Source organism: Mycolicibacterium anyangense (assembly GCF_010731855.1).
Lineage (GTDB): Bacteria > Actinomycetota > Actinomycetes > Mycobacteriales > Mycobacteriaceae > Mycobacterium > Mycobacterium anyangense.
Map to the genome: position 1 here is coordinate 4,470,611 of NZ_AP022620.1, position 19,976 is coordinate 4,490,586.

Annotated in this window: 21 protein-coding genes; 13 read left to right on the forward strand and 8 right to left on the reverse strand. The window is 68.5% G+C overall.

All coding sequences use genetic code 11. The features are described 5' to 3' along the window. The first annotated feature begins 10 nt into the window (after positions 1 to 10). Complete coding sequence (locus G6N35_RS21210; RefSeq protein WP_163806014.1) at positions 11 to 703, forward strand: YoaK family protein; 693 nt, start codon at positions 11 to 13, stop codon at positions 701 to 703. Positions 704 to 760: 57 nt separating this feature from the next. Here G6N35_RS21210 and G6N35_RS21215 read toward each other — a convergent pair whose 3' ends face one another. Together G6N35_RS21215 and G6N35_RS21220 are read right to left on the reverse strand one after the other, a co-directional pair. Continuing rightward, positions 761 to 1,996: an HNH endonuclease signature motif containing protein gene (locus tag G6N35_RS21215; RefSeq protein ID WP_163806015.1), complete on the reverse strand. Its 1,236-nt coding sequence runs from the start codon at positions 1,994 to 1,996 to the stop codon at positions 761 to 763. Positions 1,997 to 2,048: 52 nt separating this feature from the next. Then, complete coding sequence (locus G6N35_RS21220) at positions 2,049 to 3,152, reverse strand: phosphodiester glycosidase family protein (RefSeq protein ID WP_163806016.1); 1,104 nt, start codon at positions 3,150 to 3,152, stop codon at positions 2,049 to 2,051. 212 nt (positions 3,153 to 3,364) lie between these two features. Here G6N35_RS21220 and G6N35_RS21225 point away from each other — a divergent pair, with 212 nt between their 5' ends. Continuing rightward, on the forward strand, positions 3,365 to 3,643 hold the full coding sequence (locus G6N35_RS21225; protein WP_163806017.1) for a GlsB/YeaQ/YmgE family stress response membrane protein: 279 nt from the start codon (positions 3,365 to 3,367) through the stop codon (positions 3,641 to 3,643). Positions 3,644 to 3,647: 4 nt separating this feature from the next. Here the strand turns inward: G6N35_RS21225 and G6N35_RS21230 are convergent, their stop codons facing one another. Further along, on the reverse strand, positions 3,648 to 4,928 hold the full coding sequence (locus G6N35_RS21230; protein WP_163806018.1) for a PQQ-dependent sugar dehydrogenase: 1,281 nt from the start codon (positions 4,926 to 4,928) through the stop codon (positions 3,648 to 3,650). Beyond that, positions 4,909 to 5,664, reverse strand: coding sequence for a pirin family protein (locus tag G6N35_RS21235; RefSeq protein ID WP_163806019.1), 756 nt, complete (start codon positions 5,662 to 5,664; stop codon positions 4,909 to 4,911). The genes G6N35_RS21230 and G6N35_RS21235 overlap by 20 nt, the downstream gene beginning before the upstream one ends. A 93-nt stretch (positions 5,665 to 5,757) precedes the next feature. Here G6N35_RS21235 and G6N35_RS21240 point away from each other — a divergent pair, with 93 nt between their 5' ends. Continuing rightward, the gene (locus G6N35_RS21240) at positions 5,758 to 6,204 is read left to right on the forward strand and encodes a MarR family winged helix-turn-helix transcriptional regulator (protein WP_163806020.1); all 447 of its coding nucleotides are present in this window, start codon (positions 5,758 to 5,760) and stop codon (positions 6,202 to 6,204) included. A 52-nt stretch (positions 6,205 to 6,256) separates the two neighbouring features. Here the strand turns inward: G6N35_RS21240 and G6N35_RS21245 are convergent, their stop codons facing one another. Continuing rightward, positions 6,257 to 6,655, reverse strand: a complete 399-nt coding sequence (locus G6N35_RS21245) for a heme-binding protein (RefSeq protein ID WP_163806021.1) — start codon at positions 6,653 to 6,655, stop codon at positions 6,257 to 6,259. Positions 6,656 to 7,022: 367 nt separating this feature from the next. Here G6N35_RS21245 and G6N35_RS21250 point away from each other — a divergent pair, with 367 nt between their 5' ends. Continuing rightward, complete coding sequence (locus G6N35_RS21250) at positions 7,023 to 7,982, forward strand: ferritin-like domain-containing protein (protein WP_163806022.1); 960 nt, start codon at positions 7,023 to 7,025, stop codon at positions 7,980 to 7,982. Positions 7,983 to 8,076: 94 nt separating this feature from the next. Then, positions 8,077 to 9,030 carry an L-lactate dehydrogenase gene (locus G6N35_RS21255; protein ID WP_281357034.1) on the forward strand — a complete coding sequence of 318 codons (954 nt, stop codon included), beginning with the start codon at positions 8,077 to 8,079 and terminating at the stop codon, positions 9,028 to 9,030. Positions 9,031 to 9,041: 11 nt separating this feature from the next. On the opposite strand, the gene G6N35_RS21260 is transcribed toward G6N35_RS21255, so the two are convergent. Then, a complete protein-coding gene (locus G6N35_RS21260) occupies positions 9,042 to 10,025 on the reverse strand; it encodes a sigma-70 family RNA polymerase sigma factor (protein ID WP_163806023.1) in 984 nt (327 codons plus the stop codon). Positions 10,026 to 10,095: 70 nt separating this feature from the next. Here G6N35_RS21260 and G6N35_RS21265 point away from each other — a divergent pair, with 70 nt between their 5' ends. The 6 genes from G6N35_RS21265 (at position 10,096) to G6N35_RS21290 (ending at position 14,709) form a co-directional block, all read left to right on the forward strand. After that, positions 10,096 to 10,935, forward strand: a complete 840-nt coding sequence (locus G6N35_RS21265) for an alpha/beta hydrolase (protein ID WP_163806024.1) — start codon at positions 10,096 to 10,098, stop codon at positions 10,933 to 10,935. Then, the gene (locus tag G6N35_RS21270) at positions 10,932 to 11,966 is read left to right on the forward strand and encodes an alpha/beta hydrolase (RefSeq protein WP_179967400.1); all 1,035 of its coding nucleotides are present in this window, start codon (positions 10,932 to 10,934) and stop codon (positions 11,964 to 11,966) included. The genes G6N35_RS21265 and G6N35_RS21270 overlap by 4 nt, the downstream gene beginning before the upstream one ends. Positions 11,967 to 12,081: 115 nt before the next feature. Next, positions 12,082 to 12,831 (forward strand): DUF2786 domain-containing protein, encoded by a 750-nt coding sequence (locus G6N35_RS21275; protein ID WP_163806025.1) that lies wholly within the window; start codon positions 12,082 to 12,084, stop codon positions 12,829 to 12,831. Further along, positions 12,828 to 13,328 carry a TIGR04338 family metallohydrolase gene (locus G6N35_RS21280; protein ID WP_163806026.1) on the forward strand — a complete coding sequence of 167 codons (501 nt, stop codon included), beginning with the start codon at positions 12,828 to 12,830 and terminating at the stop codon, positions 13,326 to 13,328. Before G6N35_RS21275 ends, G6N35_RS21280 begins: the two co-directional genes overlap by 4 nt. A 41-nt stretch (positions 13,329 to 13,369) precedes the next feature. Next, a complete protein-coding gene (locus tag G6N35_RS21285) occupies positions 13,370 to 14,023 on the forward strand; it encodes an O-methyltransferase (RefSeq protein WP_163807847.1) in 654 nt (217 codons plus the stop codon). Between the two features lie 71 nt (positions 14,024 to 14,094). Further along, on the forward strand, positions 14,095 to 14,709 hold the full coding sequence (locus tag G6N35_RS21290) for a pyridoxamine 5'-phosphate oxidase family protein (protein ID WP_163806027.1): 615 nt from the start codon (positions 14,095 to 14,097) through the stop codon (positions 14,707 to 14,709). Here G6N35_RS21290 and G6N35_RS21295 read toward each other — a convergent pair. Beyond that, complete coding sequence (locus G6N35_RS21295; protein WP_163806028.1) at positions 14,706 to 16,931, reverse strand: molybdopterin oxidoreductase family protein; 2,226 nt, start codon at positions 16,929 to 16,931, stop codon at positions 14,706 to 14,708. The two genes, G6N35_RS21290 and G6N35_RS21295, sit on opposite strands and share 4 nt — an antisense overlap. 46 nt (positions 16,932 to 16,977) lie before the next feature. Further along, positions 16,978 to 17,739, reverse strand: a complete 762-nt coding sequence (locus G6N35_RS21300) for an IclR family transcriptional regulator (protein ID WP_163806029.1) — start codon at positions 17,737 to 17,739, stop codon at positions 16,978 to 16,980. Between the two features lie 91 nt (positions 17,740 to 17,830). Between G6N35_RS21300 and G6N35_RS21305 the strand changes: the two genes are divergently transcribed. Both G6N35_RS21305 and G6N35_RS21310 read left to right on the forward strand, forming a co-directional pair. Next, positions 17,831 to 19,171 carry an FAD-binding oxidoreductase gene (locus tag G6N35_RS21305; protein ID WP_163806030.1) on the forward strand — a complete coding sequence of 447 codons (1,341 nt, stop codon included), beginning with the start codon at positions 17,831 to 17,833 and terminating at the stop codon, positions 19,169 to 19,171. Next, the gene (locus G6N35_RS21310; protein ID WP_163806031.1) at positions 19,171 to 19,953 is read left to right on the forward strand and encodes a DAPG hydrolase family protein; all 783 of its coding nucleotides are present in this window, start codon (positions 19,171 to 19,173) and stop codon (positions 19,951 to 19,953) included. The genes G6N35_RS21305 and G6N35_RS21310 overlap by 1 nt, the downstream gene beginning before the upstream one ends. The last annotated feature ends 23 nt before the right edge of the window (positions 19,954 to 19,976 follow it).

A 19,976-nucleotide genomic window follows, 5' to 3' on the forward strand; every position in this document is an offset into this window, starting at 1 on the left:
TACTTGCCTGATGGCCGTCGCCTCACCCGTCTCCGAACGTGCCACCGTCGTCGCCCTGCTACTGCTGACATTCGGCACCGGAATGATCGACGCCATCAGCGTGCTCGCGCTCGGACATGTGTTCGTCGCGAACATGACCGGCAACGTGATCTTCCTGGGCTTCTGGTTCGTGCCGCATTCCGGCGTCGACATGACCGCCGCCGTCATCTCATTCGCGAGCTTCGTGCTGGGCACCGTCATCGGCGGGCGCTTCGCCCGTCATCTCGACTACGAGGTGCGGGTCTGGCTCACTGCCGCCCTGGGCACCGAGGTGGTGCTGTTGACGGTGTTGGCGGTTCTCGCCGGCACCGGTGTCTTGGACTATCACGACAACGGCAAGCTGGTGTTGATCGCCGGCCTGGCGATCACCTTCGGTGCCCAGAACGCCGCTGCCCGCCAGTTCGGCATCCAGGAACTCAGCACGACGGTGCTCACCTCGACGATCGTCGGTATCGGCAGTGAGAGCCGGCTGGCCGGCGGACGGGGTGAACGTGAAAAGCTGCGCCTCAGCGTGGTATTCACGATGCTGGCCGGTGCGGCGGTCGGTGCCACGTTGTCCCGGTTCATGGTGGCACCGGTGATCGGCCTGACGGCGGCGGTGGTGGCGACCAGTCTGGCGGTCTTCCGCTACGGCCCGCGGGCGACGGGATCGGGGACCGCCTGACCGGGGCGCGGCGCTGACAACCCCTGTCGGCGAGACGTTTTCAGTGCAGAGGCAACACTAGTTCACCGACGGCGGCGGCTGTGGCTGTGGCTCGAACGGCTGATACCACCACCAGTCAGCACGCTCGCCAGTCGGTCCGGGACACGGCGGGACAACCGGCGGCCCATGTTCGGGTGGGCGGGCCAGTGATCCTCCTGTCAACTCCCGGCCGGCGTGATCGGTGACGACGAGGCAGTCGGCGGGCCCGGTGATGGTGATCAACCCGCGATGGTGGGCTCGATGGTGATACGGGCAGAGCAATACCAGATTGGTCAGTTCGGTGGGGCCGCCGTCTTCCCAGTGCCGGATGTGGTGCGCATGCAGGCCGCGGGTGCAGCTGCACCCCGGCACCGCGCAGCACCGGTCGCGGTGTTCGAGTGCCCGACGAAGCCGCCGATTGACCGTGCGGGTCGCCCGGCCGGCGCCGACAACCACACCGTCCCTTTCGAACCACACCTCACAGGTGGCGTCGCACGTCAGGTACCGGCGATCGGCTTCGCTGAGCAGGGGACCCAGATGCAATGCGGCGATTTGATCCTTGACGTCGAGATGCACCACCACGGTGGTGTGCTGCCCGTGCGGGCGGCGAGCCGACTCGGCGTCCCAACCGTCGGCCACCAGACGCAGGAACGCGTCAACCGTGGTCGGCGGCGGTGAACCCGCTGACGCGGTGGTGCTGTGGTCGCGCCTCCATTCGCCGACCATCGCGTCCAGATGCGACTGCACAGCGGCAGCCAACATCGCAGCCTCGTCATGGGGCAGCCGGATTCGCCAGCAGCTGCCCCACTCGTCGCTGGTGCTGGTGATCGAACGCTCGGGCGCAGCGGGGGATTTTGGTTCAGGTCGGGGTTCGAGTCGGATCGCGGTGCGCAGCTGGTGGACCGTCGCGACCGCGGCCAGCTGCGCGTAGTGCTCATCGGAGCCGGCGCTGGCCCGCGCAGCGATGACGCTCACCTGATCGAGCGAGAGCCGCCCCTCGCGCATGCCTTGTGCACAGCGGGGAAATTCCGGCAATCGTTGGGCCACAGCACACATCGCGTGGGCGTTGGCCGATGACGATCCAAGCTTCCAGGCCACCAACGCCGGCACCGAGCGCGCTCCGGTGGCGCCACAGAGCTCGTCGCGATCCAGCTCGGCGACGATCTCGACGATGCGCCCGTCGATCGCATTGCGCTGACCGGCCAGCTCCGCCAACTCCCCGAACAGCACGTCGAGACGCTCGCTGGGACTCACCGCCGCTGCCGTCGAAGACATGGCCTCATCATGGCAGCGGCCACCGACAAAAACGGCCGTCGCCCGCGGTCCGTTAGTTGAACGCCAACCAGCTCGGCAGGGCACGCTCACGCGAGTCGCACAGCACCTGCACGGTGTCGCAGGAGCCCTTCGGCACACCGGCACCGGCCCACATCCCACCGGTGTCACGGCGCAGCACGATCGCCGAGGACCCGCCGCCGTCAAGGAGGATCGCGGTGTCGCTGCCTAGGCCGCGGAAGAGATCCTGAATCTGGTCGGGCGTATAGCTTCCGCCCTGGAAGATGTACATCTCGTCCTTGTCGCGGGCATACGCCAGAGCGGTGCGCGCGGCGCTCGGGCCCGGGTCGTTCATCTGCCCGGTATCACCGGGTGCCAGCAGTTTGAGGCCACTGACCGCAACGAACCGGGTGCCCTTGTCCATCAACCCCTGGACCACCGGGGTGGCCGCGTCATAGTCGTTGGGCGCCTTGGGCGTTACGACGAACGGAGCCCCGGCCACCGGCAGGATCATGGTGGTCAGCGCTGTCCACACTTCGTCGCCGCCCGACAGCGCCTGCTTGCCGGCGTAGGCGATGGTGCCGGTGACGGCCGCGTTGGCGCGGCCCTGCCCGCGGGTGTTGTCGACGTAGGCGCCCAGCGGGGAACTGCACCCCGTCGTCTTCCACGAGCCGGCCTGCTGGGAACGGACGTCAAAGAAATTCGCGTTGATCGCAATGGTCGGCTGACCGAGTACCTGCCAGGCCTGCAATGGGGAATAGGTCTCGGATGCCTGCACCAATCCCTCACGAGTCCGAGCACCCGCCGTGCTCTCGCAGCGCGCCTGGTAACCGCTGTGGGTATCGACGAGCAGCCGGGGAGTGAGGCGCTGGGACGCGGACTTGATGGTCATCAGATGACCGCCGTTGGTCATCTCGTACCAGTTGCCCGCGGCATTGAGCATCGGTGCCGGGTAGCCGCTGCCGAAGTTGTAGACCAGGTAGCTGCCCCGGGTGGTCGCGATTGCCTGGGCCAGCTGGTCACGGCCGTCGGCGGCCGCGACGGGGGCGCCGGTGGTGGCGGCCAGCGTCAGGCACGCGATCGTCGCCATGACGCTGGCGGCGAGACGCCGAGCAGTGGCGACTGGGGTTGGCACAGTTGCCCTTTCGGTGAGTGACATCGACTACAGCAACATTCACTTTAGCCACAGCAACCACACAGTCAACTTTCGTAACAATCGCATGACGGTTCGGGCCCGGGGCTGTCACAACAGGGTCGCGGGTCTTTGCTGATGCGCGATTCCGTGATGCCGGGAGGTTATCGATTCCCGGGAATGGGAACCCGTGCTTCGCGCGGATCCCGCCTGGGGCCGTCCGAACCCGAGGAGCAGCAATGATCGGAACGATTATCGGAGCCATCGTCGTCGGCTTGATCGTCGGCGCCCTGGCGCGACTGGTGATGCCCGGCAAACAGAACATCGGCATCATCATGACGATCCTGCTGGGAGTGGTGGGATCGTTCCTGGGATCCTGGATCAGCTACCAGGTCGGATACTCCAACTCCAACGGCGGTTTCGCCATCATCCCGTTCCTGGTGGGTATCGTGGTCGCGGTGGTGTTGATCGCGATCTACCTTGCGGTGACGGGACGGCGCGACCAGGTTCACCGCTAACTGGTCATCGGCCCGGCGGCGCGAGCCGGTACACCGCACCGGCGTAATCATCGGTGATGTACACCGCGCCGTCGGGTCCGGCGACGGCCGCCACCGGGCGCCCCCACCGGTCGCCTGCGTCGTCCTGGAATCCACCCACCAGGGTCTGTTGCGGTCCCAAAGTGGCTCCACGCCAACCGAAGAACGACACCTCGGGGGCGCGCGGCACAGTGCGGTTCCAGGAGCCGTGCACCCCGATGAGCGCGCCACTGCCGTACGGCGCCGGTAGGGTGCCGTCGACGAAGCTCAGCCCCAACGGTGCGGAATGCGCCCCCAGATTCTGCTCCACCGGCGCCACGGCCGCGCAGTCGAGGCGACCACCGTCGGCGTTGGTCTGGACGTCGCGAACGAACCGCGGTGCACCGTCGACGTCGGGATTGCAGTAGGGCCAGCCGAGTTCGCGCCCGGCAGACAATCTGGCGATCGACTCCGGCGGATGGTCGCCGACGTAGCCGGCGATGACCTGACCATAATCCGGTCCCGGTCGGGGGTCAGCCACATTGTCGCGGTTGTTCACCGCCGTCCACACCGAACCATCCGGTGCCACAGCCAGACCCGTGCCGTTGCGCACCCCGGTCGCGAAGACTGCCGGGGCGCCACCGCCGGGCGGGATCCGCATGATCGTCGCCCGCGGCGGGGTGGCCGTGCGGTCCTGGGCCGAGATGTTGCCCGTCGAGCCGATCGAGAAGTACACCGCGCCGTCACCACCGACGGCCACACTCTTGAGTGCATGGGCGTAGGACCCGCCGAGTTCCGGGCTCCGGTCGTCGGGCAAATCTGCAGCGATGATGCGGCGGTCGGTGGCGGCCCCTTCGGCGTAGTGGAACGTGTCGATCTGATTGCTTTCAGCCACAACCAGAGTCGCGCCGTCGAAGACCAGACCGTGTGGCTGGTTCAGGCCGTCCAACAGGGTTGTCGTCCGGGCCCGCGGACCCTCGGGAGCCAGGCGCAGCACCGAACCGTCGGAGGGGACAGAGACGAGGAGTGAGCCGTCGAGCGCCCAGACCGCCAATCGAGCCTTCGGGATCCGGGCCCACACCGACATGGTCCAGCCCTGGGGAATGAGGGCCTGGCGAGGCACGTCCAACGGTGCCTGCGAAAAGTCGGCAGGCACCGTGACGGTGACCGGCGCCAACCCGGCCGGCGCTGACGCGCTCGGCGCGGGCGGCGCCGGTGGGGCACAGCCACAGCTCAGCGCCACCGCTAGGGCGGCGGCGCAGCGCAGGCTAGCCCGCCAAGCCGGCATGCATCTCCCACACGAGGATCTCGGCGGGAGCCGTGGCGGTGACGCGTTGGCCGCCCGATGAGGTGAAGCGCACCGCGTCGCCGTCGGTGAGTTCGCCGGCACCTTCCAGCGTCACGGTCCCGCGCGGCACGAACAGGTGCAGATACGGGGCTTCGGGCAGCTGTACCGAGTCGCCGGCCTGCAGCCGTGCGCCGTGCAGGGCGGCGTAGCGGTTGCGGATGCCGATGGCGGTCTCGTCGCGGTGCTCGGGCATTCCGGAGGCGATGGTCACCAGCCCGCCGCGCAGCAGTTCGTCGTCGATCTCGAGCTGCTGGTAGCCGGGTGTCACGCCCGACTCGTCAGGTACCACCCACATCTGAACGAAATGCACCGGCTCGCTGTGGCTTTCGTCGCCGGTGAGTGTCCACGAGTCGTTCTTCTCCGAGTGCAGGATGCCGCGGCCGGCCGACATCCGTTGTGCCAGGCCGGGGTAGATGACACCCGAGTGCCCCGTCGAGTCCTGATGCACCAGCGAGCCCTGCAGCACCCAGGTCACGATCTCCATGTCCCGGTGCGGATGGGTATCAAATCCAGTACCCGGTTTGACGATGTCATCGTTGTTCACCAGCAGCAGCCCGTGGTGGGTATTCGCCGGGTCGTAATGGTCGGCGAAGGAGAACGAGTGCTTCGAGTCCAGCCACGAGATCTTCGTCGCGGCGCGGTCGGCGGCACGTCTGATGTCGACTGTCGCGGCCATGTCATCACCCCTTGGGTCGTTGCCAGCCTAGGTGGCCGGCGATGCCCTCGACAACATGTATGACATGTCATCTATTCCGCTAGGCTGGTGGACATGACGCAGCGCTGGCTGAGCGGGGTCCAACAGCAGGTCTGGCGCAACTACCTGGCCATGGTCACGGGGTTGCAGACGGCGATGAACCGCCAGCTGCAGGCGGACTGCGGACTGTCGCTGGCCGACTACGACGTGCTGGTGGCACTGTCCGAACAGGGCCCGCTGCGCGTCTACGAGCTGGTCGGCGAACTGGGGTGGGAGCAGAGCCGGCTCTCCCACCAGCTCACCCGGATGCGAACCCGCGGCCTGATCGACCGCCAGGGCAGCGACCAGGACCGCCGCGGTGCCGTCGTCGACATCACCGCCACGGGCCGGCGCGCACTGGCCACAGCCGCAGCCGGACACGTGGAGCTGGTGCGATCGGTGGTCTTCGACGGCATGAGCCCGAGCCAGCTGCGGGCCTTCGACGAACTGACCCGTACGGTGCTGGCCAGGTTGGCGTCCTGAGGCAATCCACCGCCACGGCAGATGCCGTGGCGGCGGACCGTCCGGTGGCTGGTCAGCCGGCCATGAACTCGTTGTAGGCCGACGACAGATCCGGCGATAACACCGTGACATTGCAGGCACGCTGGACCTCACCGATCGGGGCCAGGATGCCGCGCAACTCGTAATACTCCTGCGGGTTGGCGGTGAAATAACCGCGCACATTCGCCGCGGCCTGCGCCCGGGGCTGGCCGGCCGCCGCCGTCAGTACCTGCCCGGCACCGGGATGGGTGGCCAGATACTGCTGGGCCGAACCCGTCACGGAACTGACGGTGTTGGCAACCCCGGCGCCACTGCAATCCGGTGCCGCCGACGCCATCGGCGCGCTCAGCATCGCCACCGCCAGGCCCCCCGCCACGACACCGGTACACACGGCCGCGGTCTTGTTGACCGGCGAAATACCGTTGAACTTCATGATCACTTCTTCCTCCGATTCGCGAATCGGTTGCTCTTCCCCCGTCCTGAAAGCCAAAGTACCCCTGAGGTTTTGCAGCAAAACCCGGTGCGTTTTGCGATCACCGGTGCAGCTGTCGGCGTTACAGACCTGCCGGTGATGTTGACCGCAGTTTTGCCGGCGACGGGTGAGTGCACCGTCACGGCAACCGAATTCCCCTAAGGGCGCTTAACAATCCGTGTTGTCCCTTAGGAAATCGTGACGTATCCCGTAATTCAACTGTGACCCCCTGCAAACGCGCGTAGCCGCCGCAACGATCGGGTAGAGGCCTAGTAGGTGCAGACCCCGCGCCGACTCGATCCGTCAACGCATGAGGGGAGAACCCACAATGAGCATGCCCGACACCACACTGCTCGCGCAGTTGCGCGCAGCACTCGACCTGACCAATACCGAGATCCAGATCGCCGAGACGCGCGTCGCCCAGGCCCGTACCGAGGCGGTCCGTCGCGAACTCAGCCAGAACGCGGACAACGGCCGCCAGCGGGCCGAGGCCATCGAGGGCGCCATCCGCGACCTCGGCGGCTTCCCCGACGTCATCGGCCCGTTCTTCGGCCGGGCCGCCGCGGCGGTCAAGGCGCTGACCGAACAGGCCCAGCCCTTCGACGAGGCCCTGCTGGGCGACCTCGCGCTGGAGGGCCAGCTGCTCGACCGGGCGCGCTATATCAAGGCCTTGGCCGTTGCGGCCAAGCGCTCCGATGTCGAGGCGCTCGCCGATCGGCTGATCACCGCCCACTCGGCGACCGTCGACTGGCTCACCACGGTGCTGGCCGAGGACGCCCTCGGTGGCCCCGCCGCGCTGCGCCGCACCCCCATCCAGGTGATCACCGGGCTGGCGGTACGGATGGCCAACTGGCCGCTGATCTCCTCGGTCCGCGGTGCCGACCGCGCGCTGCACACCCTGCGCGGTGCGCGGCCCGCCGTCGACGAACTGATCAGCCGTGGGGCGCACGCCGGTGAGGTGGCGGTCAAGGCCGCCGCGGCCTCGCGCGACGCCGCCCTGGAGACGGCTGAGCGGGTCACCCGACGCGAGGGAGCGGACGGGGCCGCCGACGCGCTGCACTCGATGCGCGCCGCCACCGGTGTGCTCGAGCCCGAGGAGCTTCCGATCGACGGGTATGACGAGCTGAACCTCAACGAGGCGATCGCGGCGGTCAAGGACCTCACCGATCCGGCGGACCTGCGGGTAATCATCGCCTACGAAGAGGCGAACAAGGCGCGTCAGCGGGTGGTCTCGGCGGCTCAGACCCGGGTGGCCGCGATCGCGCAGGAGATCGTCGGCATCGACTGACGGCACGTCCCGCCAGTGGCCACTTGTGACACGTCTTCCGCGGAATTCCGTGCCGCAAGTGGCCACTCGTGGTGAAGACACGAACAATGACGGGGTGACTGAACATCCCGCGGGCAAGGTGTCGATCGTCGGAATGGGAAGTGTGGGCACCGCGATCGCCTACGCCTGTCTGATCCGCGGCTCGGCCGGTGCGCTGGCGCTCTACGACACCAACCTCAAGAAGGTGCGCGCCGAGGTCCTCGACCTCAACCACGGCAGCCAGTTCGTCCCGCACTGCACGGTCACCGGCGCCGACCAGGTGGACGTCACCGCCGGCTCGGCGATCGTGGTGGTGACCGCCGGGGCCAAACAGCACCCGGGCCAGAGCAGGCTGGAGTTGGCGGCCACCAATGTGGCCATGGCCCAACAGCTCACGCCACAACTCCTGGAGCAGTCCCCGCGAGCGGTGATCGTCTTCGTCACCAACCCGGTGGACATCGTCACCTTTGCCGCCGCGAAGGCGGTGGACGCACCGCCCGGGCGGATCTTCGGATCGGGAACGGTGTTGGACTCCAGCCGCTTTCGCTTTCTGATCGGCCAGCGGGCCGGGGTCGCGGTGGGCAACGTGCACGGCTTCATCGTGGGCGAGCACGGCGACTCCGAGATCTCGCTGTGGTCGAGTGTGTCGATCGGCGGGGTGCCCGCCGAGCAGTTCCGCGCCCAGGGTGCTCCGGTGTTCGACGAGACCATCCGGGCCCGGATCTCGGCAGAGGTGGTCAACGCCGCCTACGAGATCATCGAGGGTAAGGGGGCGACGAACCTGGCGATCGGGCTGTCCACCGCGCGCATCATCGAGGCGGTACTGGGCAACCAGCATCGGGTCCTGCCGGTGTCCACGGTGCAGCGGGGCACCTACGAGATCACCGATGTCGCGTTGTCGTTACCGACGCTGATCTCGGCGGCCGGAGCGGGCGACGTGCTGCAGGTGCCGCTGGCCGTCAACGAGCTACTGGGTTTGCAGGCCTCGGCAGCCACCTTGCGCAAGGCCCAGGAGTCGTTGCAGCTGTAGCGCTTTCGCGGCTACAGCACCTCGGGGAGGCCGAACTTCGCGAACAGGCTGGTGTCGAGGAATGCCACGACATGGGACACCCCACCCGGGCGCAGTTCGAGCACGTGCAGTTGGAACGGCACGTGCCGGCCGCCGGTGTCGGGCAGGCGCATGTACATGGCGGCCGCCGGCTGGCCGTTGGCCGTCAGCGGCAAAAGCCGCATGTCCCCAGCTCCGCTGGCCGGGCAGTTGTGGTGGATCAGATCGCCGATCGCCGGGCCGCCCTGGTACCAGCCGACGAACGGCGGCATCTCCCAGATGGCCTCGTCGGTGAACATCGTGACCAGGCGCTCGATGTCGTAATCCTCGAACGCCGCGATATAGCGGGCCAGCTGCTCACGGGCCTCCGGTGACTCCGGCGCCGACAGCTGGTCGTCTTCGCTCGGGCCGACGGCGTCGAGCTGGGCGCGGGCCCGCTGGAGCAGGCTGTTGACCGCCGGCGTCGAACTCCCGATGGCCTCGGCGACCTCCGCGGCCCGCCACTGCAGAACGTCACGCAGCACCAAAACCGCCCGCTGCCGTGGGGACAGATGCTGCAGTGCGGCGACGAACGCCAGTCGGATCGACTCGCGGGAACCGACGATTTCGGATGGGTCGTTGGCCGGGTCCGGGAGCGGCTCCAGCCAGGGCACCTCCGCGCGCTCGACGAGCTCGTCGGTCGGGTTGGAACTCGGTGCCCCCAGGCCGGTGGGCAGCGGCCGGCGCTGCCGCCCTTCCAGCGCCGTCAGGCAGGTGTTGGTGGCGATGCGGTGCAGCCAGGTGCGTACCGAGGACTTGCCCTCGAACTTGTCGTAGGCCTTCCAGGCCCGCAGGAACGTCTCCTGCACCAGGTCCTCGGCGTCGTGCAACGACCCCGTCATCCGGTAGCAGTGCGCCAGCAACTCCCGCCGATACGGCTCGGCCTGGGCCAGGAAGTCGTCGTCGGACTCGTCAAGACTTCGTGCGAGCACGCTCACGATCCCGAGCTTACGCACCACCCCCGACAGCCGTCGGGACCGCCGATCGGCGCCCCGCTACGCTGCCCTGATGGTCACAACCCGCACCGAGCGGACATTCGACGGGGTCGGCGGTGTCCGGATCGTTTACGACGTGTGGACACCCGATGTCGAGCCCCGCGGCGTGGTGGTGCTCTCCCACGGCCTCGGCGAACACGCCCGCCGCTACGACCACGTCGCCCAGCGCTTCGGACAGGCCGGTCTGGTCACCTACGCCCTGGACCACCGCGGCCACGGCCGCTCCGGCGGCAAGCGGGTGCAGGTCCGTTCGATCGACGAGTACACCGGCGACTTCGATACCCTGGCCAAGACCGCGGCGGCCGAGGTGCCCGGAGTGAAGCGGGTGGCGCTGGGCCACAGCATGGGCGGTGGCATCGTGTTCACCTACGGTGTCGAGCACGCCGGCGAGTACGACCTGATGGTGCTGTCCGGGCCCGCCGTCGCCGCCCACAAGGACGTGCCGCCCGCAAAGGTGTTCCTGGGCAAGGCCGTCGGCTCACTGCTGCCGAACCTGCCCGTCGAACAGCTCGATGCCAACGCCGTCTCCCGCGATCCGGCGGTGGTGGCGGCCTACAACGCCGACCCGCTGGTGTGGCACGGCAAGATTCCGGCCGGTATCGCCAAGGCACTGGTGAAGGTCGGCGAGACCATGCCGCAGCGGGCCCGCGGCATCACCGCCCCGCTGCTGGTGGTGCACGGCGCCCAGGACAAGCTGGTGCCCGCCGATGGCAGTGAGCTGCTGGTGGATTGTGTCGGCTCGGCCGACGTCCACCTCAAGGTCTATCCCGAGCTCTATCACGAGGTCTTCAACGAACCCGAGCGCGAGCGGGTGCTCGACGACGTCACCGCCTGGATCGAGGCCCGGCTGTGAGGCTGCTGCGCCGGGTGGCGCTGGCGGTGGCGGCGCTGGCGCTGGTCGCCGGGTGTTCGTCGAACTCCACCGGGCACGCTTGGGTCGAGGACGAGGTGACCTTCACCGCCGACGGTCTGACCCTGCACGGCACCTACCGTCACCAGCATGGCAGCGGGGCCGCCCCGGCCGCGCTGCTGATCTCCGAGAGCGGACGCACCGACCGCAACGGTGACAACAATGTGGCCGGCCCCATCGGCAACATGCGCCAGCTCGCCGAGTACCTGTCCGACCACGGGGTGGCCTCGCTGCGTTACGACAAGGTCGGCACCGGGCAGACGGGGCTGGGTCCCTACGCCGGGCACCCGGCCGATGTGGGCAGTGCGATCTATTCCGCGGGGGCCAAGGCCGCGGTGCGCTTCCTGGCCGGCCAGTCCGGGACCGACAAGAACCGCATCTCGGTCTATGGCCTCGGCGAAGGCACCGTGCACGCGATGACGCTGGCCGACGACACCTCTGACGGTGCACCCAAGATCCACGCGCTGGGGCTGCTGCAGCCGCTCGGCGGCCGCTACCTCGACCTGATCACCGACCGCGTCAAGGGCGATATGGCGGCCGAGGTCAAGAGCGGCCGGAAGACCCAACAGCAGGCCGACCAGGTGATCGCCGCATGGAACGCGGCGGTCAACCAGACCCGCACCGCGGGCATTGTGCCGGCCAAGCTGCCCGAGGGTCTGTCCGCGATCCTCAACCCCGACAACGTCAAAGCGGTGGCCGAAGCCGATGCGATCGATCCGCTGGCGCTGGCGGCCACGATTCCCGCGGGCACCCCGGTACTGCTGACCTGTTCGGACTCCGACGCGCAGGCGAACTGCGCGGACATGCAACCGCTGGCCGATGCCCTGGCCCACACCGCGCTGCAGTTCGTGCGGCTCAAGGGCGTCAACCACGTGCTGCGCGACGACCCGAGCGACAACGTCGGCAATTACGCCAAGGGCGGCCCGCTGTCGGCACAACTGACGGCCGCGCTCGACCAGTTCGTCACCAAGTAGCCGACTAGTGTTGCCCTGTGCACGAATTCCGGTCTGGGGAGTACCGCCCGCAGGGCCCGCCTCGCGCGGCGTCACCGGGCGTGACCCGTCGTAGCTCGCGCCTAGGTTCACCGTCATGACCGAAGACAAGATGCTCGCGCGGATCGCCGCGCTGCTGCGCCAGGCCGAAGGTACCGACAACGCGCACGAGGCCGAGGCCTTCATGGCCGCCGCGCAGCGGCTGGCCACCGCCACATCGATCGATCTTGCTGTGGCACGGGCACACTCGGCATCCCGGACCGCCGCGCAGGTGCCCATCCAGCGGACCATCACCATCGGCGAGCCCGGCAGCCGCGGTCTGCGCACCTACGTCCAATTGTTCGCCGGGATCGCCGCGGCCAACGACGTGCGTTGTGACGTGGCCTCCAATTCCACCTTCGTCTACGCCTACGGGTTCCCGGAGGACATCGACGCCAGCCATACCCTCTACGCCAGCCTGGTGGTGCAGATGGTGCGCGCGTGCGACCTCTACCTGTCCAGCGGGGCGCACAAGCCCACGCCCACCATCACCGCGCGGCTGAACTTCCAGCTCGCATTCGGCGCCCGGGTCGGGCAGCGGCTGGCCGAAGCCCGTGAGGACGCCAAGCGGGAGGCCACCAAGGACCACAAGACCGCACCGGGGACCGCACTTGCGTTGCGCAACAAGGAAGTCGAGCTGCGCGACCACTACCGTCAGACCTCCCAGGCGCGCGGCACCTGGCAGGCCAGCCGGGCGTCGGCAGGCTATTCGTCTGCGGCGCGGCGGGCCGGTGACCGCGCCGGCCGCAATGCCCGGCTGGGATCCAGTCCCGAACTGCCGAAGGCGCGCCGCCGGCTGCCGTGGTGAGCATCCGGGACAGCCAACGCGCCCTCGTCTACGCCGCCGAGGAGTTCGTCCGGACGCTCTTCGACCGGGCCGCCGAACACAGTTCACGTGCCATCGAGTTCTTCGGGACCCAGCTGACCCTGCCGCCGGAGGGCAAGTTCGGCTCCATCGAATCCGCCCAGCGCTACGTCGACGACGTGCTCGCCCTGCCCGCGGTGACGGCCCGATGGCCGCGGCCGGAGCCGCTGCGGGTGCGGCCCCGCCGGGCCGCGACGGCCGCCCACTACGAAAAGCGCGACGGCACAGCCACAATCGCCGTTCCGGACCGCACCACCGCGGATTGGGCGATGCGCGAACTGGTCCTACTGCACGAGATCGCCCACCACCTCGACGACAGCGGCGGTCCGGCGCACGGTCCCGGGTTCGTCGCGACGTTCTGCGAACTGGCCGCCGTGGTGATGGGGCCGGAGGTCGGCCACGTGCTGCGGGTGGTCTACGCCAAGGAGGGGGTGCGCTGAGGCGGGCCGGACCCGATACGGTGGTCGGCGTGAGCGCATCGATCGGCCCCCAGGACTGGCAGCCCGTCGACACCCTGCTGGATCGGGCGCTGCTCGACCAGGATCCGGCGCTGGCCGCGGCGCTGGCCGACACGAACGCCGCCGGCCTACCGCCCATCGAGGTCTCGCCGCAGACCGCACACCTGCTGTACCTGTTGGTGCGCATCAGCGGGGCCCGCCGCGTGCTGGAGATCGGGACGCTCGGCGGATACAGCACCATCTGTCTGGCCCGCGGCGTCGGTGCCGAAGGCAGCGTCGTCACCCTGGAGTACGAGCCCCGCCACGCCGAGGTCGCCCGCCGCAACCTGGACCGCGCCGGGGTCGCCGACCGGGTGGAGGTCGTCGTCGGCGCCGCGCTGGATACGCTGCCGGGCCTGACCGGTGACTTCGATCTGGTGTTCATCGACGCCGACAAGGAGAACAACAGCGCCTATGTGCAGTGGGCCGTCGACCTCGGCAGGCCCGGCACCGTCATCGTCGTCGACAACGTCATCCGCAACGGCCGCATCCTGGATCCGGCGGTCGAGGATCTGCAGGCCCGTGCGGTCCGCGACATGCTCGAGATGATGGGCAGACATCCGCAGCTGGACACCGCCGCCATCCAGACGGTCGGCCTCAAGGGCTGGGACGGATTCGCCATCGCGCTGGTGAAGTAGCGCCGCGCCGCCGCGGACGGCTACCGCGAGGTGGCCGACCGCAATACCGGCGCAGCGGGCACAATCGAGCCATGCCCCAGGAGATCACCACCGTCGCCGAACTCCGAGCGATCATCGGTGAGCCCGACCAGTATGTCGCGAACAAGGTCAAGGACCGGCTCTCGCCGGTACAGCGGGACTGGCTGGCACATTCGCCGCTGGTGTTCGTCGCGACGACCGATCAGCACGGCCGTGTCGACGTCTCGCCCAAGGGCGATCCGGCGGGCTTCGTCCACGTGATCGACGACCATAGGATTGCCATCCCGGAACGCCCCGGCAACCGGCGCGTGGACGGCTATCTCAACGTGCTGCAGCGCCCGCAGGTCGGAACGCTGTTCGTGATCCCCGGCCGCGGCGACACCCTGCGGATCAACGGTCGGGCCCGCATCCTGGCTGACGCCGACTACTTCGACACGATGGTCGTGCAGGGTAAGCGGCCGTTGCTGGTGCTGGAGATCGACATCGAGGAAGTGTTCTTCCATTGCCCGAAAGCATTCCTGCGGTCCGACGCCTGGAAGCCGGAGACCTGGAACCCGACCGCTCTGCCGAGTGTGGCTCAGATGGCCAAGGCGGTGCGGACCGACTGGACCGACGCCCAGCTCGAAGAGCGCTACTGCGAGGACAACATCCGGCGCGTCCTCTACTAGCCCGCTCGGGAGACCTCGACCGGCAGTGCGTTGAGGACGGCGGTGCCGGACAGCGGATCGAGCAGGGTGCCGTCGTTGAGCGCGTTGACGTTCACCCCCGGCGACTGGGCGGCCACCGACAACCGGGTACCTGGTTCGTCATGTCCCCAGCCGTGCGGCAACGACACCACACCGGGCCGGATCGCGTCGGTGATCTCCACCGGCACCTCGAGCTTGCCGCCGGGTCCGGTGACCACCGCGGTGTCCTCCAGCCCGAGCCGGGCCGCATCGTCGGGGTGGATCTGCAGGGTGCAGCGATTGGTGCCGCCCGACAAAGCGGGCAGGTTGTGCATCCAGCTGTTGTTGGAGCGCAGATGGCGCCGTCCGATGAGCAGGAAGCCAGGCTCCGAGGTCAGCGACGCGTGCAGGCGCGGAGCCTCGGCCAGAATCTGCTCGGGCGCCAATTCGATGGTGCCCGAGGCGGTTCGGAGAACCTCCGGGACCCGCGGCGTCAGCGCTCCCAGGTCGACGCCGTGCGGGGCGTCCTTGAGCTTCTGCAACGTCAGCCCGTCCGGGGTGGCGCCGAACCCGTCGCCGAACGGCCCGAGCCGCAGCATCATGTCCAGCCGCCGCTCGTAACCGGGGCCGGCGGGCAGCATCGCCGTCAACTCCTCCACCGACCGGCCGGACACCGGTGAGTGCGGGTCGTTGACCTCCTTGCCGAGGGTCGCACCGATCACCTGGTCGTCGACCAGCGACGGATCGGCGGCCGGCCCCATCCCCAGGACGATCAGCGCCAGCCGGGCCAGGATCTCGCATTCGTCGGGCCTGCCGTCTTCCAGAGCGAACACCGGCGGCGAATAGCGCGCATTGTTGCGTACCACGGCGCCACTGAGTGCCACGTCGAAATGCGCTGTGCGAGTAGGCGGTGGGGGCGGCAGGATGACATCGGCGTGCCGGGTGGTCTCGTTGAGGTAGGGATCGACCGACAGCATGAAGTCGACGGTGTCCAACGCCTCGCTCAACCGGGGGCCGTCAGGTGCCGACAGCACCGGGTTGCCCGCGATGGTGATGACCGCGCGCACCTGCCCCTGGCCGGGGGTCTCGATCTCTTCGGCCAGTGCCACCGCCGGCATCTCCGAGAGCACCTCGGGGTGGCCGGACACCCTGCTGCGCCAGCGGCCGGTGGCGAACCCGCGGCCCGGTCGCGGCGGCCGGGGTGCCGAGCCGATCGACGGGCTGGCGAACATGACACCGCCGGCCCGGTCCAGATTGCCGGTCAGGATGTTGACGACGTCGACCAGCCAACTGGTCAGGGTGCCGAACTCGACCGTGGAGGTGCCGATGCGGCCGTACACCGCGGCACTCGGCGCAGCGGCGATCTCGCGGGCCAGCGTGCGGATGTCTTCGGCGGGGATACCGCAGTGCGCGGCGACGGCCTCCGGCGGGAAGTCGGCTGCGGCGGCCCGCACCTGCTCGACACCGGTGACATGGTCGGTCAGGCGGCCCAGCTCCACCAGATCCTCGTCGAACAGCACGTTGACGACCGCGAACAGCAGTGCAGCGTCGGTGCCCGGACGTACCGCGAGATGACGGTCGGCGAGTTCGGCGGTCCTGGTCCGCGACGGATCGATCACCACCAGGCGCCCGCCGCGCTTGTGCAGTGCCTTGAGCTTTCCGGGGAAGTCAGCCGCGGTGGCCAGAGAACCGTTGGACACCAACGGGTTTCCACCGATGATGACCAGGTAGTCGGTGCGGTCCAGATCGGGGATGGTGAAGGCCACCGGATTGCCGAAGAGGTAACCGCAGGAGACGTGCTTGGGCATCTGGTCCAGGGTGCTCGCCGAATACACCTGCTTGGTGCCCAGCGACTTCACCACACCAGGGGCATAGAGCGAGCCCGCGATGGTGTGCGCGCTGGGATTACCGAGATACACCGCTACCGACGGCGACCCACTGGCCGCGATGACGCGCTGCAGTCCTTCGGCAGCGGCGGCGAACGCCTCGTCCCAGGAGGCCTCGACCAGTTCGCCGTCGCGGCGCACCAGGGGGGCCCGCAGCCGGTCCGGGTCGTTGTCCAGTTCCGGGAAACTGGCTCCCTTGGGGCAGATGAAACCGTGGCTGAAGACGTCATCACGGTCCCCGCGGGCGGAGTCGATCCGCCCCGCGTCGTCATCGACGGTCAGGACCAACCCGCAGGTGGCCTCGCAGATCGGGCAGATTCGCAATGCGGTGCGGCTCACGAAGCTCACTCTGCCCCCGGTGCAGACTCGCTGGCAAGCCCGCAGATCAGCCGAGCCAGGCCGGTGAGTCCAGGGCGTCGCGCAGCGCGGCCACGATGCGAGTCTGATGGGCGACGAAACGATCAGTGGGGGCCGGCACCGAGATGGCGACGATATTGCCGCCCGCGGCCCTGCCGGCCACCCCGGCCGCCGAGATACCTTCGGTGTGTTCGTCACGGTCGAATGCGATTCGGCCGGTGCGGATCTCGCCGATCTCGGTGCGCAACCGGGCGGCCCGCCCGGCGGTGAGCGGTTCGAGTACCTGGCCGAGCTCGGCGTCGTCCAGCAGGGCCAGTGCCGCCTTGCCGTTGGCGGTGTCGAACAGCGGAAACCGCGCGCCGACGGCCGACACCGCCCGCAGCCGGTGCGGTGATTCGATCTGGTCGACGAACAGCATCTGCCCGCCGCGGTAGATCGACAGGTCCACGGTCTCGCCGGTGTCCTCGGCCACCCGTTCCAGCGTCGAGCGGAACGCGGCGGCGATGTGGGCGGCGTTGGCGCTGGCCAGGCCCAGCAGGCGGTCACCGAGGATGATGCGGCCGTCCTCGTCGACGGCGGCGAACCCGATCTCCGTCAGCCCAACCAACAGTCGGCGGGTGGTCGACTTGGCCAGGCCGAGCCGGGTGTGCAGGTCGACCAGGCGTAACCGGCCCGGTGCCGTCGCGATCTCGTCGAGGGCGGCCGCGGCGCGGCGCAGCACCTGGATCCCGTCGTCCCGGGCGGTGGCCGGCCGGCCGGCATCCACAGCGGACACCTGCGAATCAGTCATGCGCAGTCCCTTCCCCAACGACTCACATCCACGGTATCGTGCCGCATATCGGATCTTACAGATCCGCATTACGAATCACGAGGAGAAGTTCGTGGGGTCACTACCGGACGGGCGGCATTTCTTCCGCGGTGACGACGGCTACGAGGCCGCGCGCTGCGCCACGGTGTGGAACGCCCGAACACCACAGCGGTTCCCCGATCTCGTCGTCCAGGCCGTCGACGCCAACGACGTCGTGGCCACCGTGCGCTATGCCAGAGCCCACGGACACAAAATCGGGGTCCGCTCCGGCGGGCACAGCTGGGCCGGTAATCACGTCCGCGACGGTGGTGTCCTGCTCGACGTCAGCAGGCTCGACAGCTGCGTCGTCGATGCAGGCAGTCGGCGCGCGGTAGTCGGGCCGGGCAAGGGCGGCAGCATCCTGGCCGCCGAACTCGACGAGCTGAATCTGTTCTTCCCGGCCGGACACTGCAAGGGCGTGCGGATCGGCGGCTACCTATTGCAGGGTGGCTATGGCTGGAACAGCCGGGTGTGGGGACCGGCGTGCGAAAGCGTCCTGGGCTTGGACGTGGTGACCGCCGACGGCGAGCAGATCTACATCGACGCCGAGAATCACGCCGACTTGTATTGGGCGGCAAGGGGTTCAGGGCCGGGATTCTTCGCGGTGGTGACGGCATTCCACCTGAAGCTCTATCCCAAGCCGGCGGTGTGCGGCAACGCCATCTACGTGTACCCGACCGACTACGTCGACGAGGTCTACACCTGGGCGCGCTCGATCAGCGCCGAGGTGGACCGCCGGGTGGAGTTCCAGATGCTGGCCGCCCGGGAGATTCCGGCCCTGGGCCTGAGCACACCGGGCATCACCGTCGCGTCACCGGTGTTCGCCGATGACGAGGCCGAGGCGATCGAGGCGCTGGCGATCCTGCAGACCTGCCCGGTACTCGACAAGGCGACCATCGCTGTCCCGTACGCCCCGATTGATCTGCCCACCGCTTACGAAGGCGTGATGAGCAACTACCCGACCGGCTACCGGTACGCCACCGACAACATGTGGACCTCGGCGCCGGCCGAGGACCTACTGCCCGGCATCCGGCACATCTTCGAGACCATGCCGCCGCACCCGGCGCACTTCCTCTGGCTGAATTGGGGGCCATCGCCGCAGCGCCAGGATATGGCCTACAGCCTCGAGGACGAGATCTATCTGGCTCTCTACACGGTGTGGAAGGACGCCGCTGACGACGACAAGTATTCGGACTGGGCACGTTCCAACATGGCGAACATGGAGCACCTGCAGACCGGTGTGCAACTGGCCGATGAGAACCTCGGCCAGCGGCCCGCCAGGTTCGTCACCGACCAGAACATGGCCAGGCTCGACCGGGTGCGCGCCCAATACGACCCCGAAGGACGGTTCCACAGCTGGATGGGACGCCTCTGATGGGCCAGGACTATCTCGGCTACCGCCCCGGCGACGCGAACACGGCCTGGGGGAAATTCTTCAACCCCGACATGGCCCCGCTTCCGGCCCATATCGTGACCGCGCTGGAGCACGGCCCGCAGGCGCACGAGGCATTGCTCGATTTCGATTCCGCGACAACCCTTCTCGAGCCCGGATATCAGCAGACCGAGAACGGATACGGGTTCCTGCGCGACGGCGGGATCCAGGCTTCGGCGCGCACCGACATGCCCGGGGTCACCCCGCAGATGTGGACCTGGTGGTTCGCCTGGCATGGCAGCGACTCGCGGCGGTACAAGCTGTGGCATCCGCGGGCCCACGTCAGCGCACGCTGGTCCGACGGCGGCCCGGATGGCAGCTATGTCGGCCGGACGTCACTCATCCAGGAGTACCTCGGCTCGGCCTTCACCAAGGGGGCGATCACGTTCGTCGAACCGGTGCGGCTCGGTATCGACGAGGCGTCGCTCGGTGACGGCATCGCGGTGTGTGCGCGGCTCGGCTCCGCCGAATTGCCGGTCGACGTGGGCTGGTTCGTGCACTACATCCGGCCGACGGCGGACGGCAGTGAGATGAGATCGCGATTCTGGATGGGTGGGCGCCACATTGCGGTGCGGGGTGGCAATCGGCTGACCGACCGGGTGATTCGCCCGGTAGCGGCGCGGCAACTGCCGGACCCGCGCGACCTGATGGTGCACTGTGCCCAGGAGATGAACCACCTGGCAGGTTTCCTCGCTGCGGTTCATGCGCAGTTCACGGGCCAATAGTCACCAGTTGCGACCCACCGTGG